This window comes from Pararhizobium sp. A13 (assembly GCF_040126305.1).
GTDB lineage: Bacteria > Pseudomonadota > Alphaproteobacteria > Rhizobiales > Rhizobiaceae > Pararhizobium.
Map to the genome: position 1 here is coordinate 225,619 of NZ_CP149511.1, position 17,299 is coordinate 242,917.

Sequence of the window (17,299 nt, forward strand, 5' to 3'; positions counted from 1 at the left end):
CATTGACTCCGGAAGACTATCGTATACGATATCCTAATATGCCTACGCTTGAAGGAACTTTGTGACAGCAGGAAACTGATACCAGTCGACGTATACGATAGCCGATATGCGAAAATAAAATGGATAAGAAAGAGAGGAACTGAAAATGAAGAAAATGATCCCGCTTATGGCTCTTGCCGCTGCAACGATCTGCGGCTCGGCTGCCCATGCAGACCAACTTGACGACATTATCGGTGCAGGCAAGCTTCGTTGCGCGGTGCAACTCGACTTCCCGCCAAACGGCTCGCGTGATGCTGACAACAATCCGATCGGTTTCGACGTGGATTACTGCAACGACCTCGGCAAGGCGCTGGGTGTCGAAGTCGAGATCGTGGACACCCCGGAAAACGACCGCATCCCCGCGGTGTTGTCGGGCCGGGCTGATGTGGCCGTTGCCGTCGCCTCTGATACTCTCGAACGCGCGAAAACCGTGGGTTTCTCGATCCCCTATTTCGTGTTTGAGACGATCGTGTTGGTTCGCGAAGATTCAGGCATCAAGGGACCGGACGGTATCAAGGGGCACCCAGTCGGCGGCCCGGCCGGCGCGTACGAAACGCTTGCGCTCGCCGAAGAGGTCAAAAAGATGAGCGATTCCAGCACGCAGTTGCTGACATTCCAAAGCCAGTCCGACACGTTCCTGGCGCTTGGACAAAAGCGCATCGATGCGACCTACACCACTTCAACGATTGCTGCGGCAATCATCGAGTCCGGCAAGTATCCGGGCCTGAAGGTGGTCGGAGCCGCTCCGGTCGATGCCGACTATTGCGCCCTGATCGTCAAGCGTCAGGAACAGGGCTGGCTCAACTATGTCAACCTGTTCCTGAACCGCCAGGTTCGCTCCGGTCGCTACGCGGAACTCTACAAGAAGTGGATTGGCGAGGATGCCGGCGCGGCGCCGGACCTCACCGTTGCCGGCGCATATCGATAACCAGTGTCTGTCTCATCAGAAGGTGGCGCCCGATCGTAATCGATCGGGCGCCACTGGAGAGCTCAAATGCGTCTCCAAAAAGCGAGAGCGCTTTCAGCGCTTCCATCGCCAATGGACACAAGGTCAAGCCGGCTCGCGAACACTTCTTATGCTCTTAAATTCGTATTTGCGCGCATGGCTGCGGCCCGCGGACGCTTACCGAGAATGAGGTAGCAAAATGGACTATCAATTTCAGTGGAGGCCGGTCCTTCGCGCGCTTCCCGAGATGCTGTGGGGCGCTCTGGAAACGATCGAGATCGCCGGCCTGGCCATGGCGTTCGGGACGATTCTCGCCATTTTCCTGGCGCTCGGCAAACGGTCAGGCAAAAATTACCTGTCCTTGCCCGCCGACGTGTGGATCGAGACGGCCAGAAACACCCCGGCGCTCTTCCAGATCTACATGCTTTATTTCGGCCTGGGTTCGCTTGGCCTGCACGTTAGCTCCTATGCCGCCCTGTTGTTCGGTATCACCTTCAACAATGCCGGCTACCTTGCCGAGACCTTCCGCGGCGGCTTCTCGGCCGTTCCGGAGACGCAGACGCGGGCGGCGCGTTCCCTCGGACTGGGGGCCGTGCAGACCATGTGGCATATCGTGATCCCGCAGATGCTGCGCGCGGTTTTCCACGCCATGACCAACCAGATGGTGTGGTCCATCCTGATGAGTTCCTTGGGGGTCATTGTCGGCGTGACCACGGATCTTACGGGCGTCACCCAGGAGCTCAATGTCGTGACCTATAGAACCTTCGAGTATTTCTTCGTCGCGGCTTGCCTCTACTACATCATTTCCAAGCTCTTCACGGTGTCGGCGCGCATCGTGGCTTGGCGCTTGTTCCGTTACTAGGAGGCCGCTATGTATTTTGGTGGATCATTCACGTGGGGCGACTTCCAGTTCCTGCTTTCGGGAGCCGTGACCACGCTCGCGATTACCCTCGCCGCCGTCGTGATCGGGACTGTCCTGGGCGTCTTGTTCGGCCTTGTGAGAGCAAGCGCTCCCTGGTGGATCGGCAACACGCTCGGCGCCGTCCTTGACGTATTCCGGTCCGTGCCGCTCCTCATTCAGCTCGTGTTGTTCAATTCGTTCAACAGCATGCTCAGGCTGAACTGGCCGACCTTTGCTGTCGGCTGCATATGTCTGGGAATCTACGCTTCGGCCTTCTGCACCGAGATCGTCAGAAGTGGCGTCGGTGCAGTTCCCCAGACGACACGCAGGGCCGCCCGATCTCTCGGTCTCAGCTGGCGGCAGGAACTGACCTCTATCACCCTGCCGATAGCCACCCGGGTCGTCTTTCCGAGCTGGATCGGGCTAACGCTCGGCGTGATGAAAGACACAGCGCTCGTCTTATGGATCGGCATCGTTGAACTTCTGCGGAGTTCGCAGATCGTAACATCGCGCGTTCAAGAACCCTTGCTGATCTTGGGCATCACCGGGCTGATCTACTTCGTAATGAGCTTTCCAATCGCCAGGCTCGGAAATCAACTTGAGAAAAAGTGGGGCACCCAATGATCGCAATTGAGAATGTACACAAGCAATTCGGCCCGCTGCACGTGCTGAAAGGCGTGGATCTGACGGTGAAGAAGGGCGAAGTCCTGTCAATGATCGGCGGTTCGGGGTCCGGCAAGTCCACGATGTTGATGTGCATAAACGGCCTGGAGGGCATCCAGCAGGGGCGCATAAAGGTCGATGGCGTGGAAGTTCACGCCAAGACCACGGACCTCAACAAGCTACGCCGCCGGATCGGTATCGTGTTTCAGCAGTGGAATGCATTCCCCCACCTCACAGTCCTGGAGAACGTCACACTTGCTCCGAGGAAAGTCCTCGGAAAATCCAAGGACGAGGCGGAAGCGATCGCTATCGAGCAACTGTCTCACGTTGGATTGAAGGAAAAGCTCGCGGTGTTTCCATCTCGCCTGTCCGGTGGACAGCAGCAACGAATGGCGATCGCAAGGGCGCTTGCCATGTCGCCAGACTACATGTTGTTCGACGAGGTTACCTCAGCCCTCGATCCGCAGTTGGTCGGCGAAGTTTTGGACACGCTTCGCATGTTGTCGAAAGAAGGGATGACCATGATCGTCGTTACACACGAGATGCGGTTCGCCCGCGAAGTTTCGGATCGGATCGCCTTCTTCAAGGAAGGCCGTATCCACGAGATCGGTTCGCCGGAGCAGATATTCGATCACCCCCAGAAACCGGAAACTGCGGCCTTCCTGAAGTCCATTTGAACACCGCAATCGCGTCCAGTCTTCTACGCAATCAAGGAACGAAAAATTGCGCTCATCCAAGATCGTCCACGTCGTCAGCTGCCATGCCGAAGGTGAAGTCGGCGACGTCATTGTCGGCGGCGTCGCGCCTCCTCCAGGAGCAACCATTTGGGAGCAGTCCCGCTGGATCGCCGAAGACGAAAACCTGCGCAACTTCGTCCTGAACGAACCGCGTGGCGGTGTCTTCCGGCATGTCAATCTGCTGGTGCCGCCGAAGAACCCGAAGGCGCAGATGGGCTGGATCATCATGGAGCCTGTCGATACGCCCCCGATGTCGGGGTCGAACGCGATGTGCGTCTCGACGGTTCTGCTCGACACCGGGATCATCCCGATGGAAGAACCGATCACGCGCATGGTCCTGGAGGCACCCGGCGGTTTGATCGAAGTCGAAGCTGAATGCCGCAACGGCAAGGCCGACCGTATCCGCGTCCGCAACGTTCCGTCTTTTGCTGACAAGCTCGACGTAAAGATCGAAGTCGACGGGGTCGGCACGGTAACCGTTGACACCGCATATGGCGGCGACAGCTTCGTCATCGTCGACGCCGCTTCGCTCGGCCTGAACCTCAGCCCCGACCAGGCGCGTGACATTGCGCGCATAGGCGTGAAGATTACAGATGCCGCCAACGAACAGCTCGGATTCAAACATCCTGCGAACGACTGGAGCCACATCTCCTTCTGCCAGATGACCGATCCTGTCGTCATGAAGGATGGTGTTCTGCGCGGCAAGAACGCCGTCGCGATCCGGCCGGGCAAGATCGATCGTTCGCCTTGCGGCACTGGCTGCTCCGCACGCATGGCTGTCCTCCATGCCAAGGGACAGATGAAGGTCGGCGACAAGTTCGTCGGCACGTCGCTCCTGGACAGCGAGTTCCATTGCAGCATCAATCAGGAACTGGACATCAACGGCACGTCCGCAATCAGCCCGATAATTTCGGGCCGCGCCTGGATCATCGGAACGAAGCAACTGATGGTCGACCCTGCCGATCCGTTCCAAGGCGGATACCGCGTCTCCGATACCTGGCCGATGGACAATTGAGGCGTCCACTATGCCGATAGTTAAGGTCGAACTCTTTCCGGGCCGCAGTCCGGAGAAAAAGGCAGAACGCATGTGAACGCCCGGCGCGCAAGGCGACAAAATCGCCTTGACATGCACAAGATATCGTATGCGATGTCTGAAATCTTCGCGAATAAAGTCGCGCTCCTCCAATGCGTCACGCCCGACCAGCTCGAAACCGAGAATATCGATCCAGAAACGCAGCGACGTCTCGAGGGACGAAACGGTGATCCCGAAATGATGGACGGAGATGCCGGACGCAGCCTCACGCATTGCCGCGATCTTCCCGGAACAGATAGAGTGCCTGCTGCATGGGGCGGTCGGAGAAGGAGAAGAGAACGCTGTCCTCGTCGCTCTCATGCCGCACGTGATGCCACGACGGCACGACGAAGATATCGCGCTTGCCCCATTCGATGATCGTGTCCTTGCCGATATGTGTCCGGCCGCGCCCTTCGATCGGGACAAAAACGGTGGCGTCCGTCGAGCGATGTGGAGACGTCGTCAACCCTCTGGGCAAGAGCTGTATGAAGGTCCCGATGGTCGCCATCGCGTGTACGGGGGATGGTGCCGATATTGCCACTCATCTCAAGGATCGTGAATTTGATCTCGTCGACCCTTGTCGCGCTAAAGGTTGAGATGGAGTTGCTGCCGATCTTGCAGATCGTCGCTTTGATCGTTTGTCAGCGAGGATATCTTGATATACTCCGAAGGCCCCCAAGGCGGGATGAGTTAGGTTCGCGTCCGGACACCGCTCGACCGTCTGCTCGCAACCGTTGTCAGTATCGCGGCGACGATGATGACGGCTCCGGTCGATGCTTGGACATAGAAGGATGGAACCTGAGCCAGCGTCAGCAGATTGTTGATGACGCCGATCAAAAGCACGCCGCTTACGACGCCGATGATCGTACCCCGGCCACCGCCCAGGCTCACACCACCAATAACCGCGGCTGCGAAGGCACTGAAGATGATCCCTTGACCTTGCGTTGTCACCGCAGAGTCCAACCGCCCGGTCATCAAAATGCCCGCCAACCCAGCCAATAGGGCTGCGAAAATGAACGCCGACCAAATCACTCTGTCCACTTTGATGCCAGCAGCCCGCGCAGCGTCTTCATTACCGCCGATCGCGTACAACGCTCGTCCATAGCGGTGATATTGGAAGACCAGGCCGACCACGATAGCAACAAGCACAAATACGAGCACCGCGACCGGGATTCCAAGCAGTTTTTCGGAACCGAGGTAAGTCAGTGCCTTGCCCGGTGAATAAATGGAACGGCCGTTGGAAATGATCAGAACGCCACCGCGCAGCAGCACAAGCAGACCCAAGGTCGAGATGAACGGATTGAGGCCAACCCGCACGACCATGAAGCCGTTGAACCAGCCGATGAATCCGGCGGTTCCCAATGCCACGAACAAACCCGCCCAGGCCGGTAATTCTATCCCCAGGCCGCCTGCTGTCGCGGGAACCAATGTGACAGCCGCAAACATCGGCGCGAAACCAACGATGCCCTCAAGAGAAAGGTCAAGGCGACCAATAAGGACCACGAATGTCAGTCCAATTGTGGTCAATCCCAGCACGCTGATCTGCTCGAGAATATTGATAAGATTGATCGTCGTGGCAAAATTCGGCGCCACAATGGCGCCTACGATGACAAGCACGAGAAGCACAGGATACATTGTGAAACCGTCGGCGACGAAAGCGCTACCAAAAGCGGAAAGGCGCGACTGTCCCAAATTCCGCTTTTCCAGTTTTGAGTTGCTCACCATTTCCAAGCTCATATCACGCCCTCCATACGCAAGATTAAGTCTTTCATCGTATATTCGCCCACAAGCTCGTCCACGATGCGTCCTTCGAAAACGATGACGACCCGGTTGGCCAGTTGTACAATTTCGTCCTCTTCATCAGAGACGACGATGACCCCCAGGCCTTTGCTGGCGAGATCGCGAAGCAGCGCGTAGAGTTGTTCCTTGGCCCCGACGTCGACGCCACGGGTGGGGCTGAGAGCCACGATGGCCTCGGGGTTGCGGCACAGGGCGCGCGCGAAGACGACCTTCTGTTGGTTCCCGCCGCTCAATTGGCTGACCGCTTGGTCGAGCGACGATGCGATCACGTTCGTCTGCTGGGCAAGGCGGCCAACATGGCTGGCTTCTCTTCCCTTGTTGATAAAACCGAATGTTCCGGACAGCATTTCAAGCCCGCCGATCGCCACATTCTCCCGAACCCCAAGTATGCCGACATACCCGCTGGCATGACGATCCGTCGGAACCAAGCCTATCGTCGGGAACGATCCGCGCGGGGACGTAATTTCTCCGCTCGCGGGATTTAGCTGCCCGGCGAGAATCATAGCCAGCGCTTCCTTTCCGCTACCGACAGGACCGGCCAGAGCGACGATCTCGCCCGGGCGCACCTGGAAGTCGATATCGTTCTCCGCCAACTGGTCGATTCGAATAGCTTTTGCCTGAAGCAAGGCCGGCTCCTGGTGTCTGGTGTGGTCCTCGCGGACGCTACGAACGGTCTTTTCCCCCATCATGATGTCTGCGATGGTTTCAACGTCGAGCCCACTCACGGGTTCACGCGCCTTCACGACTTGCCCATCCCTCAGGATGGTCACCGTGTCTGCGACCTCGAAAATTTCATCGAGATGGTGCGAGATATAAATGAACGAGACGCCGGCGGCTTTGAGCAGCTTCACCTGGTCAAAGAGCATTCGTTTCTCTGCGTTGCTCAGTGCCGCAGTCGGCTCGTCGAGGATCATCACCGGGACGCCCCGGTTCAATGCCTTCATGATTTCCAGAAGCTGCCGCGTGCCCGCGCCCAATTCTCCCGCGAGCGAATTGGGGCGAATGTCCATGTTCCATTTGTCGAGCAGCTCGGTAGCCCGCGCCAGCATGTGCCCATGGCTTACAATGCCATACTTCTTTTGAACGATCGGGTTTTCCAGAAAGAGATTCTCGGCAACCGTGAGCAGGTTGAAGAGCTGCGGCGTCTGTTGGACATGCGCTATGACGTTGCGAATGCTTGCCGCGTAGCTGTGACCGTTCGCTTCGACTTCAGTGTCCGCGATCCTGATCGTCCCGGTGTCGGCCGGCGTGAAGCCACTCATAGTGGAAACCAGGGTGCTTTTTCCTGCGCCGTTTCGGCCCAACAGGGCGTGAACCTCACCGTGCATGACGGTGAAATCCACGCCGAGTAGCGCGCGCGTAGAACCAAAGGTCTTGGCGATGTTGCGCATCTCTACGATGGGTCGCTTATTGTCCATGATCCTTTGGTCCACGGCTTATCCCCTTTCGATGGTTACTGGCCGAGCTTGTTGGCCCACAAGTCAGGCGAGTCGACATTGTCGGCCGTAACCAGCGTCGCGTTCAGCTGATACTGCGGTCCAACAGGGGTATCGATCACTTGCCCATCGTCACGGGGGCCGACCTCGATCTTGCCGCCACCGGAGACAAGCTCGATAAGTTCAGCCGTCTTGTCAGCGTAAGCGCTCAAGGGCTGAGACACCGTCGCATCGAGGGCTTTGTCACGGATCAGCTGCAGTCCCTGGGGCGTTCCATCGATTGCGACGCGGATTACCGATTCCGGATCGCCAGCGGCAGCACCCTTGCTTGCCGCATTCAACTGCGCGTTGACCGCCGACGCCATGAGTTCTGATGCCATGAAGATGCCATTCAGAGACGGGTTTTGGGTGAGCACATTCTGCGCTGCGTCCGCGGCCATATCCGCAGTCCATTCCGTCGGCCGCTGGATCAACTTAACCTTCGGTCCAAGTTCTTTCAGGGTATCGGCGAAACCCTTGGAGCGATCAAGGCCATTCGGCGTGGTCAAGGCACCTTGCAGCTCAAGGACCATGCAACTGTTGTCTGCCCAGCACGCCTTGCCCTTAAGACGCTTCACCATTTCCTTGGCGCCCTGAGCGCCAGCGTTGATGTTATCGGCGCGCACAGTGGCGGTTACTTTGCCGCCTGCGGGGCTATCGTCGATCGAGAAGACGAGGACGTTTGATTCGTTCGCCTTCTTGACCACCGGGACAATGCCCGCCGCATCGATCGGAGCAAAGACAATCACGTTCGCTCCATTTGCGATCAGGTTCTGAAGCGCATCGACCTGAGCCGCGATATCTCCATTGGGGTCGGGAGCTCCAACCAAGGTGAACCCCTTGGCGTCGAACGCCTTCTTCGACAGATCGAGCATCAGGGTCTGGAAATCATCTTTCAGGAATTTCGGGGTGAATCCAATCCTGACGTCCGATTTTTTGTCCTGCGCAATGCCGGTTCCGGCAGTCAACGCAAACAGCAGCGCGCTCGCTACAATCACGCCGGTGGACTGCCGCCGGGTCAGTAGTTGCTTTGTAAGTTTCATTTCTTCCTCCACTTGGTTTCGTGGTTCGGCCGTTCCCCGGAAGGGGTACGACGCACCACTTCTGCCCTCTGTGCCCTCCACAAAGGGGTCCGGTTTTGCGATTTTAAACCGCAAATACTGTTTCGGTGCTCGAATGGCGGGCACTGAAAAAACCTTCGCTGGATCTCCTCCCAGGTTGGGTCCACCGTCCTCCCGGCAGACCCGCGCGATCGATGTCTTAGGCAGTGACTTCGGACACCTGCACCAAACGGCGCTCTTTCATTGAGATGTAAGCGGCTTCGGCAAGGATGAGGGCTCGGCGCCCGTCTTCGAAGCTGGCCAAAGGGACTGCCCCCTTCTCGACGCAATCCACGAAACCGTCGATCTCGGCCATGAACGCTTCAAGATAGCGTTCGAGGAAAAAGAACTGATAGGGTTCGCTGGCTTCGACGGACTTGCTTGTGAAACGCCGCAACTCGTGTGGCCTGCGATTGTCCGAGATCAGCATGCCGTCGCTTCCCATCAGCTCGACCCGCTGGTCATAGCCATAGACGGCCGTGCGTGAATTATTGATGTGGCATTGCTTGCCCGAGGCGGTCCGCAGGACGAACATTGCACTGTCCACCTCGTTCAAATCCGCACCGAGAGCGGGATCGATCAGAGCATTTGCAACTGCGAAGATTTCGGTTGGTTCTTCTCCGAGCATGAAGCGGGCAAGGTCGAAGTCATGAATCGTCATGTCGCGGAACAAACCGCCGGCGGCTTCCAGATAGGCACGCGGTGGGATGGCCGGATCTCGGGATGTGATGATGACCTGATGCAGTTCGCCGATCTCTCCGGCCAGCATCGCGGCGCGCGCTGCACTGTGGCCAGGGTCGTAACGCCGATTGAACCCCAACTGGATAGGAATTTTGGTATCGCCGATCTTGGCGGCGCACACGTTGACGCGTGCAAGATTGAGATCGATCGGTTTTTCGCACAGGACCGCCTTGCCCGCCGCCACAGCCATTTCGATATAGTCTGCGTGCGTCGGCGTCGCCGTGGCGATCAGAACGGCATCTACCTTGTCTGAAGCGAATATTTCGTCGGCGCTGGCTGCGGCCGTCACACCCAGTGCCGCAGCGACCTTTTCCGCGGATGGGCGGTGGACGTCAAAAACCGCAGCCAACTCGGCGCGCGTATGGCGTGCTACATTGGCGGCATGCATTTGCCCAATGCGACCGCATCCAAGAACGGCAATACGTAACATCCAAATTCCTCCCGGTTATTCATGACGCATTTTTGCATCAGTTTTTGCATATCAGACGCAAAACATGTTGCACCATTGCACGTTTGTCAATACAAATTCCGCAAGGATGCAATGCGCAACGTTTATTGCGGAAAGAAGAGGAGTCGAATGAACAAAGTCGATGGAAAGATCGCAGTGGTTACCGGTGGAACGCAGGGCCTTGGCGCGGCTATCGCAACACGGTTGGCGGAAGCAGGCGCCGCTGGCCTAGTGACCTGTGGCCGAAACCGTGCAAAAGGTGAAGCCGTCGCCGCAAGCATCCGCGCGAAAACCGGATGCACCGTTCGCTTCGTTCAGGCCGACCTTGAAAGGGTTGCCGACTGCCGGGCGATATTCGACGCCACGGACGAGGCCTTCGGGCGCGTGGATATCCTGGTGAATGCCGCTGGCCTTACGGATCGCGGCGACATTCTGACGACCGACGAGGATTTGTTTGACCGCATGTTCGCTGTCAACGCGCGGGCTCCGTTCTTCCTCATGCAGGAAGCAATTCGACGGATGGTGCGCGACAATATCGAAGGTGCTATTGTAAATATCGGCTCAACCTCTGCGCTCGCCGGCCAGCCGTTCATTTCGCCCTACTGCGCATCCAAGGCAGCCTTGGCGACGTTCACTCGGAATACCGCGTTCGCGGCCATGAGAAACAAAATCCGGGTGAACCAGCTGAACATTGGATGGATGGCATCTGATGGAGAAGATCGGATTCAGCGGGAATATCATGGCGCTGACGAAAACTGGCTTGAAAAAGCGGCTGCCGACCAACCCTTCGGGCGTCTTCTTGCGCCAGAAGAAGTGGCCAAGGCGGTTGCGTTTCTTGCCTCGGATGATGCCGGTCTCATGACGGGGTCTGTGATCAATTTTGACCAATCCGTATGGGGTGCATATCCGTTTGCGCCTCCGACGCCGGTGGCGAAGCTCGCGGTATAAACGCCTAAAAGATGGCACAGTTATAGCGGGTGAAAACCTGGCTTTGCGTTATGCGATTGACAGGTTGGATCCCCCGCCGTGCCATCTTTATACATTCGACCGACAAGGCGATCTCCCGCTCGAAATCATGCCCGATCGCAATGTCCATAATGCCTCTTTCGAGCAATGATCGGGAATTCATATTCAGTTCGTGGCCGACGAACACAGTCGTATTGCTGATGCGCTCGTCCTCGAGTGCGCGTCCGACTCCAAGGTTTGCACCTGATACGTTATAGATTGCGGCTGGCGGACCGTTCTTCCCAATATAGCGGCGCACCGCTTCGTAGATCACGTCCACGCTCTCGTTCGAGCTGACTTTTTCCTCGATAGCCAAGGTGGGAAATTCCGAACGGAGGACATGGCGAAAACCTTGCTCGCGGTCCTGATGGCAACGAAAAGGAACGCTGTAGACAAACAGCACCTGACCGCTCTCACCACGGGGCAGCATACGACCACAAAGCCAGCCCGCTGTGGCGCCGGATACATACTGGTCCGATCCGACATAGGCGGTTCTTCCGGATGAAGGCAGGTCCGTCGTTAGACAAATGACGGGAATGCCGCGCCCCGTGATGACCCTAACGGCATCATTTACCGCTGGGTGCTCTCTGGCAACCAATATGATGCCGTCCGAGGCCGCTGCAGCCGCTTCCATCCGCCGCGCAAAATCGTTGGGATCGACCATATAGGAAACATGCAGCTCAGCCTTGATTTCCACCGATGGGTTTTGAAGGCAGAAATTCTTGGCGGCGGTTTCCGCAGTCTCGACGAACGACCGCCCTGAATCGGCAAAAAGATGAAGGCGTAGCGCCTTTGGCATCTCAGGGAAGGTTAAAGTTCCAGCATCCAGATGTTTGGCCTCTTCCATCGATGCAGACAGATGCTCCTGCAAAACAGCTTGGAATTCGCGATAGCCCGAGAAACCCAAGCTTTGGACAAGCCGCACAACACTGGAAGCATTGACCCCGCAACGTCGCGCCACCTCAGAGCTTGAAAGCAGCGCAGTCGTGCCGAGATTCGCAATGAAGAAATTGGCAAGCCTCCGCGCCCCTTTTCCTAAATCGCCCTGGGCCGCATTCAGGATTGAGAGCAGTTCGTTGGCGGTCTGGGGCTTTGGTCGTGGCTGGTTCATGGTATTTCCTTTGAAACAACCATAGCCAAGCTATGCAAGTATGCAACATCGATTGCGTTGGTGCATGCTACATGAGTTTTGCGAGAACAAGGGGCGACCTATCGAACGTCGCGAAGCTTTTCTTCCGGGAACTCGATAACCCTTCTCCTCCGGCGGGTAGTCTCGTGCTGACGATCAGAGTCCGCAGTTGTACCGGGTGTGCACGAGTATTTGGGAGTGAGACGGCTCAGCCGTCACGCCGTTCAAGTTTTCCTTTATCCACCTGGCCGCCGCCGCAAGTTCGCTGACAAAGTCGTGGGAGATCACGTAATCCATGATCCCCGATTCAAGCAAGCCGCGGGAATGGTTCGTCAGTTCATGCCCAACGAACACTGTTTCGTCAGCTTTGCCAGCGTTCTCCAGCGCCTTTGCGATGCCGCGATTTGCGCCGGCGACGTTATAAATCGCGGCAGGGTGGCCGTTCGCTTCAAAATACCGGGTTAGTTGCTCGCATGTGTTCTCCGGCCGCTCGTCCGAGATCACGCGCTCCTCGATCTTCAGGTGGTGGAAATCGGAACGCAGAACTCTGCGAAATCCCATTTCACGCTCTTGCTGGCAACGAAAGGGCACGCTCATGACGATCAGGATGCTGTTGCGTTCCCTGGGCAGAGCGTTGCCGATCAGCAGCGCCGCCACACTGCCGGCTGCGTGCTGGTCGTTTCCTATATAGACGCTCCTTCGGGAGCTCGGAAGATCCGTCGTTAGACAGACGACCGGGATGCTTATGGTTCGAAGTTTTCGTATGGCGCGATTGATCGCGGGGTGTTCGCGCGCGATGATCACGACGCCATCGGCGCCGCCACCTTCCTGCTCGATCTGTCTGGCGAAAGCGATAGGATCGACGGCGCTGGTGGTCACATAGGTACCCTCGACCTCCACGCCGGAAACGCTCCGATTGACGTCCGAGGCAGCTGCAGCCATGGCCGCGTTGAACGTTTCGCCGGAGTCGCAAAAGAGCCGGATCTGGACGGGCGCATCGCTGTCGGAGCGTTCGTTCTTCAACTTTTCGAGCGCTCCCAAGACACGCGCTCTGGTTCGTTCCCTGACGCCGTCACGATTGTTCAGGACCCTGTCGACTGTTGCTGGACCAACCCCTGCCAGCCGAGCGATTTCATGAACCGTCGGGCCTTTCCACGTACCGGAATTCAAGCGATTTGCCACCATCGGGTCTCCTTTGTGAGGTGAAAGACATCATTGGTGGAATATCGCCTAAGTACAAGTCAATTATTCCAGTATTTTGCGTATAAATTGTGCTTTGCAGCAAAAATGATGCAAAAACAATCATAGAATGGGCGTCATAGTCCTTGAATGATGTTCTTCCAATCCACGAAAATAGGGTCGTAAAGAGGAGGAGGACCCCTATGAACTTCAAAAAATCCATGCTGCTGTCTGCTCTGCTGTCTGCCACCGCGATTGGTGGTGTTGCCCATGCACAGGACAGCGAAAAGCAGTACCGTTTCGTCATGGTCTCGCATATTGGCTCGAACGATCCGAACATGGGCTGGCTGACCAAGTCGATGGAAGAGTTCGAGAAGAGATATCCGAACGTCAAGACCGAGTATATCTCGACCAACAACTACTCCGTCCAAGAGCACGTTCGCCTGCTCGAGCAGGCGATCTCGACCAACCCGGACGGCATTGCCGTGCCGATCGTCAGCTCCGATGCCTTCGAAGGCCCGCTGCGCAAGGCGATTGAAGCCGGCATCCCGGTCGTCGCCTTCAACATTCCCGATGGCCGCCCGGAGGGAGAACGCATTCCCTATCTCACCTACGTCGGCGGTGACGAATACCTCACCGGCAAGAAGCTCGGCGAGTACGCTCTGCAGAAGGTTGAAGCAGGTGAGATTCCGAAGCCCACTCATGTGGTCTGCGCCAGCCATGACTCCGCACACCAGGGCCTCAAGGCTCGCTGCGCAGGCATGAAGGAAGTAATGGAGAAGGCGGGCGCCAAGTTCGACGAACTCTTCATCGGTGCGGAGCCGGCGACGGCGCGCAACACGCTGCAATCCTTCCTGCAGGCCAATACGGATACCAACTATATCTTCACGGTCGCCGGCTGGTCGTCCCCTTGGGCCTGGGGTGTCGCCAACGAAATGAAGCTCGATCCCGATGTTGATGACAAGGGCGTGACCGTCCTGACCGTCGACGAAGGTCCGGTGTCGATCGAAGGCGTGCGTGCCGGACACATTCTCGCGACGAACAGCCAGGGTTTCTGGCTGCAGGGCTACGCTCCGATGGAGTGGCTCTACTGGAACAAGCGGTTCGGTTTGGCGCCGCAGTCTGATATCCTGACCGGCCCGGTCATTATCAACAAGGACAACGCTGACAAGTGGGCCGAGCTGGTTCGTGGTGTCTTCGGTGACAAGGCCTACGACGAGCAGAACACCTGGTAAGGGTTCCTCCCGGGAGGGCGGCCGGATGCAACGAGCGTCCGGCTGCCCTCATCTGTCTGCGCGGCCGCTATGTCGCGCACTGAAACCAGTGAGCATAGTATCATGAAACAGCTTGTGCGAAGCCAGGGCTTCGGCGCCATTATCGGCGTCGCCGTCATGCTTGCCGTCTTCACGGTGATCGATTTTTCCGGCTGGTGGACCGTACAGACCCTCGCCAACGTCACCCAGTTCACCTCCATTCTGGCCTTCGTGGCAATGGGCCAGGCACTGGTCATCATGACAAAGGAAATCGATCTGTCCGTGGGGTCGGTCTACGGGCTGGCAGGTGTCGCCTTCATCACGATGGAACCAGCGCTCGGCGTGTTTGGTTCTCTTTTCCTGGCGCTCGCCATAGCGGCGCTCGTCGGATTTCTGCAGTCCATTGCCGTCGTCAAGGGACAATTGCCGTCGATGATCGTGACCCTCGGCGGCCTCTTCGCGGCCCGCGGCGTTATCTATGTGTGGACGGGTGGTTCCGTTCACAATTTTTCCCCTGCCGCGCGCAACCATCCGCTTACCCGCCTGTTGGGCGGCGAGTTGTTCGGTATCGAAGCCGCCATCTTCTGGCTGGTTGCGGTCGCTGCAATCCTCGGGATCCTGCTGTGGGCGACACCGTTCGGAAACAGGCTTCTGGCAACCGGGGGTAGCCGGGAGAGTGCTGAATCGCGCGGTGTCCGCACCGATCGCATCAAGGTCGCCGCCTTCGTTCTCTGCTCCTTGATGGCTGGGTTCGCCGGGATACTGACTTTGTGCAACCAGCCGCAAACCCACGTGACACTCGGCGAAAACATGGAGCTTGAGGCGATCTCGGCAGCGGTCATCGGCGGCTGTCTACTCAGCGGCGGGCGCGGGTCGATCCTCGGCGCCATTCTGGGGGCGCTCATCGTCGTCAGCTTCCGCTATGAACTCATCGCACTTGGCGCACCGTCTTCCTGGTACATCACCTTTGTCGGTGTCGTGCTTATCGTGGCGGTCATCTTCAACCAGAAACTGGCCCGTTTCCTCGGGCACAGCGTTTGATGCGGGAGGACGCTCAGATGACGAACAATCAACCCCTTATCCAGGTCAAGAACCTGGACCTTCACTTTGGCGCGTTCCACGCCCTCAAGAACGTCTCTGTGGATTTTCGTGCCGGCGAACTGATCGGACTGGTGGGCGACAATGGCGCCGGCAAGACGACGTTGATCCGCGTCCTCTGTGGCATCTATGCGCCGAGTTCAGGCGAGGTCTTCTTCGACGGCAAGAAGGTCGAGAAGTTTCACCCGAAGCTTGCCATCGACCAGGGTATCGAAACCATTCAGCAGTCCGTTGGACTTTGCGACAATCTGTCGATTGCACGCAATTTCTACCTGGGGCGGGAGCCGGTAAAGCGTATCCTCGGCATCCCCTTCCTCGACCTCGGCAAGATGCGCGAGAAGTCCAGCCGCGTTATCCGCCAGTTTGGCCTTCGCGAGAACGTTTCGGCCGATGACGAGGTGGAACGCCTTTCCGGCGGCGAGCGCCAGTCCGTGAAGATCGGCCGGGCCGTCGAATTCAAGAATCGCGTGGTCATTATGGACGAGCCGACGAACCATCTCTCGGTGCGCGAGCGTGAACATGTCAACGAGCTTGCGGTACAGCTGAAAGAGCAAGGCCTGCTCGTCATATATATCACCCACGACATCTTCCAGGTGCACAAGCTCGCCGACCGTATCGTCATCATGGAAAACGGCGAAAAGGTCGCCGATGCCTCCACGGACTCGATGACCGCCGAGGCGCTCGAGGAGGTTATCCGCCAGGGCGGTCGCGTCGTCGAAAATCCGAGGGCCGTCTGATGGGATTGTCGGCGGCCAAACCTCTCATCCGGCGCCATGCGGAAATCGGTATCTTCCTCATCGGTGCGGTGCTGATCGTCATATTCGCCTCGACCTCCGACGGCAGATGGGCCAACCTGTACAATATCGGCACGATCATGCAGGTGACGGCGACGCTGGGGCTGATGAGCCTGGGTGTGGCGCTGGTCATCGGCACGGGCGAGATCGACATCTCGGTCGGATCGACCTTTGGCATGGGCGCGCTGACCTATCTCTGGCTCGCGGCGCATGTCGACCCCTTGATCGCGGCCCTCGCCGCAATCGTCGTCGGCGCCGCCATCGGGTTCTTCAACGGGGTGCTTGTCACCTGGACTCGCACGCCATCGCTCATCATCACCCTCGGTACGTTGATGATCTTTCGCGGCATTGCCATCGCATTGACCGAGGGATTTTCGTTTTCGATTCCCTATGCGGCGCGCAAAGGCTGGAGCTATTTCCTGCTTGGCGGAGACCAGTTCCTCGGCTTCAATACCGCACTCTACTGGCTGATCGCCGTGCTGGTCGTCCTGATGGTGATGCTGAAGGCGATGCCGTTCGGCAACCGGCTCCTCGCGGTCGGCGGCTCGGCCGAGAGCGCCCATTCCCGTGGCGTCCGCGTCGATCGCATAAAGCTTTCCGCCTTTGTTCTCTGTGGTGTGCTCGCAGGTTTCGCAGGGGCGCTTGAGGCTGGTAAGCTCGGCTTCGCCGATGGTTCGATGGGGCGTCTCATGGAACTGCAGGCGATCGCCTCCTGCGTGCTCGGCGGCTGTCTGCTCGCGGGCGGGCGAATTTCTCTTCCCGGCGCATTGATGGGGGCTTTCGTGCTGTCGTCGATACAGTCCTATCTCGTTGTTACAGGCGTGCAGCCTCAGTGGTTCATTTTGATACTTGGCGTGATCGTGGTGCTTGCGGCCTATGGCGACAAGTCTTTGCGCCAGTGGGCTCTCAGAAAATAAAG

Annotated in this window: 16 protein-coding genes and 1 pseudogene; 10 read left to right on the plus strand and 7 right to left on the minus strand. The window is 57.8% G+C overall.

The genetic code is table 11. The features are described from left to right. Positions 1-154 precede the first annotated feature (154 nt). The 5 genes from WI754_RS22620 (at position 155) to WI754_RS22640 (ending at position 4,301) form a co-directional block, all read left to right on the plus strand. The gene (locus WI754_RS22620; RefSeq protein ID WP_341488052.1) at positions 155-967 is read left to right on the plus strand and encodes a transporter substrate-binding domain-containing protein; all 813 of its coding nucleotides are present in this window, start codon (positions 155-157) and stop codon (positions 965-967) included. 217 nt (positions 968-1,184) lie between these two features. Next, positions 1,185-1,847: an amino acid ABC transporter permease gene (locus WI754_RS22625; protein ID WP_341487543.1), complete on the plus strand. Its 663-nt coding sequence runs from the start codon at positions 1,185-1,187 to the stop codon at positions 1,845-1,847. A gap of 9 nt (positions 1,848-1,856) precedes the next feature. After that, a complete protein-coding gene (locus WI754_RS22630) occupies positions 1,857-2,510 on the plus strand; it encodes an amino acid ABC transporter permease (protein WP_341487544.1) in 654 nt (217 codons plus the stop codon). Continuing rightward, positions 2,507-3,226, plus strand: a complete 720-nt coding sequence (locus tag WI754_RS22635) for an amino acid ABC transporter ATP-binding protein (protein ID WP_341487545.1) — start codon at positions 2,507-2,509, stop codon at positions 3,224-3,226. The genes WI754_RS22630 and WI754_RS22635 overlap by 4 nt, the downstream gene beginning before the upstream one ends. Positions 3,227-3,272: 46 nt before the next feature. Then, on the plus strand, positions 3,273-4,301 hold the full coding sequence (locus WI754_RS22640; protein WP_341487546.1) for a proline racemase family protein: 1,029 nt from the start codon (positions 3,273-3,275) through the stop codon (positions 4,299-4,301). Positions 4,302-4,584: 283 nt separating this feature from the next. On the opposite strand, the pseudogene WI754_RS22645 reads toward WI754_RS22640, so the two are convergent. The 5 genes and pseudogenes from WI754_RS22645 to iolG all read right to left on the minus strand — a co-directional run. Beyond that, positions 4,585-4,869 (minus strand): annotated as a pseudogene (locus WI754_RS22645) (gentisate 1,2-dioxygenase); the annotation flags it as partial. A gap of 179 nt (positions 4,870-5,048) precedes the next feature. After that, complete coding sequence (locus tag WI754_RS22650) at positions 5,049-6,095, minus strand: ABC transporter permease (protein ID WP_341487547.1); 1,047 nt, start codon at positions 6,093-6,095, stop codon at positions 5,049-5,051. After that, a complete protein-coding gene (locus tag WI754_RS22655) occupies positions 6,092-7,576 on the minus strand; it encodes a sugar ABC transporter ATP-binding protein (protein WP_341487548.1) in 1,485 nt (494 codons plus the stop codon). The genes WI754_RS22650 and WI754_RS22655 overlap by 4 nt, the downstream gene beginning before the upstream one ends. A gap of 35 nt (positions 7,577-7,611) precedes the next feature. Beyond that, the gene (locus tag WI754_RS22660; protein WP_349438042.1) at positions 7,612-8,688 is read right to left on the minus strand and encodes a sugar ABC transporter substrate-binding protein; all 1,077 of its coding nucleotides are present in this window, start codon (positions 8,686-8,688) and stop codon (positions 7,612-7,614) included. Positions 8,689-8,893: 205 nt separating this feature from the next. Next, positions 8,894-9,904 (minus strand): inositol 2-dehydrogenase, encoded by a 1,011-nt coding sequence (gene iolG, locus WI754_RS22665; protein WP_341487550.1) that lies wholly within the window; start codon positions 9,902-9,904, stop codon positions 8,894-8,896. Positions 9,905-10,051: 147 nt separating this feature from the next. Between iolG and WI754_RS22670 the strand changes: the two genes are divergently transcribed. Then, entirely contained in the window at positions 10,052-10,870 is an 819-nt protein-coding gene (locus tag WI754_RS22670; protein WP_341487551.1) for an SDR family oxidoreductase, read from the plus strand. A 4-nt stretch (positions 10,871-10,874) separates the two neighbouring features. Here WI754_RS22670 and WI754_RS22675 read toward each other — a convergent pair whose 3' ends face one another. Together WI754_RS22675 and WI754_RS22680 are read right to left on the minus strand one after the other, a co-directional pair. Further along, the gene (locus tag WI754_RS22675) at positions 10,875-12,038 is read right to left on the minus strand and encodes a substrate-binding domain-containing protein (RefSeq protein WP_341487552.1); all 1,164 of its coding nucleotides are present in this window, start codon (positions 12,036-12,038) and stop codon (positions 10,875-10,877) included. Between the two features lie 174 nt (positions 12,039-12,212). Beyond that, positions 12,213-13,241 (minus strand): LacI family DNA-binding transcriptional regulator, encoded by a 1,029-nt coding sequence (locus WI754_RS22680; RefSeq protein WP_349438043.1) that lies wholly within the window; start codon positions 13,239-13,241, stop codon positions 12,213-12,215. A gap of 197 nt (positions 13,242-13,438) precedes the next feature. On the opposite strand from WI754_RS22680, the gene WI754_RS22685 reads away from it, so the two are divergent. From WI754_RS22685 to WI754_RS22700, 4 genes are all read left to right on the plus strand, one after another. Next, positions 13,439-14,470, plus strand: coding sequence for a sugar ABC transporter substrate-binding protein (locus tag WI754_RS22685; protein WP_341487554.1), 1,032 nt, complete (start codon positions 13,439-13,441; stop codon positions 14,468-14,470). Positions 14,471-14,572: 102 nt separating this feature from the next. Next, positions 14,573-15,529, plus strand: coding sequence for an ABC transporter permease (locus tag WI754_RS22690; protein ID WP_341487555.1), 957 nt, complete (start codon positions 14,573-14,575; stop codon positions 15,527-15,529). A 17-nt stretch (positions 15,530-15,546) separates the two neighbouring features. Then, positions 15,547-16,323: an ATP-binding cassette domain-containing protein gene (locus WI754_RS22695; protein WP_341487556.1), complete on the plus strand. Its 777-nt coding sequence runs from the start codon at positions 15,547-15,549 to the stop codon at positions 16,321-16,323. Then, entirely contained in the window at positions 16,323-17,297 is a 975-nt protein-coding gene (locus WI754_RS22700; protein ID WP_341487557.1) for an ABC transporter permease, read from the plus strand. The genes WI754_RS22695 and WI754_RS22700 overlap by 1 nt, the downstream gene beginning before the upstream one ends. The last annotated feature ends 2 nt before the right edge of the window (positions 17,298-17,299 follow it).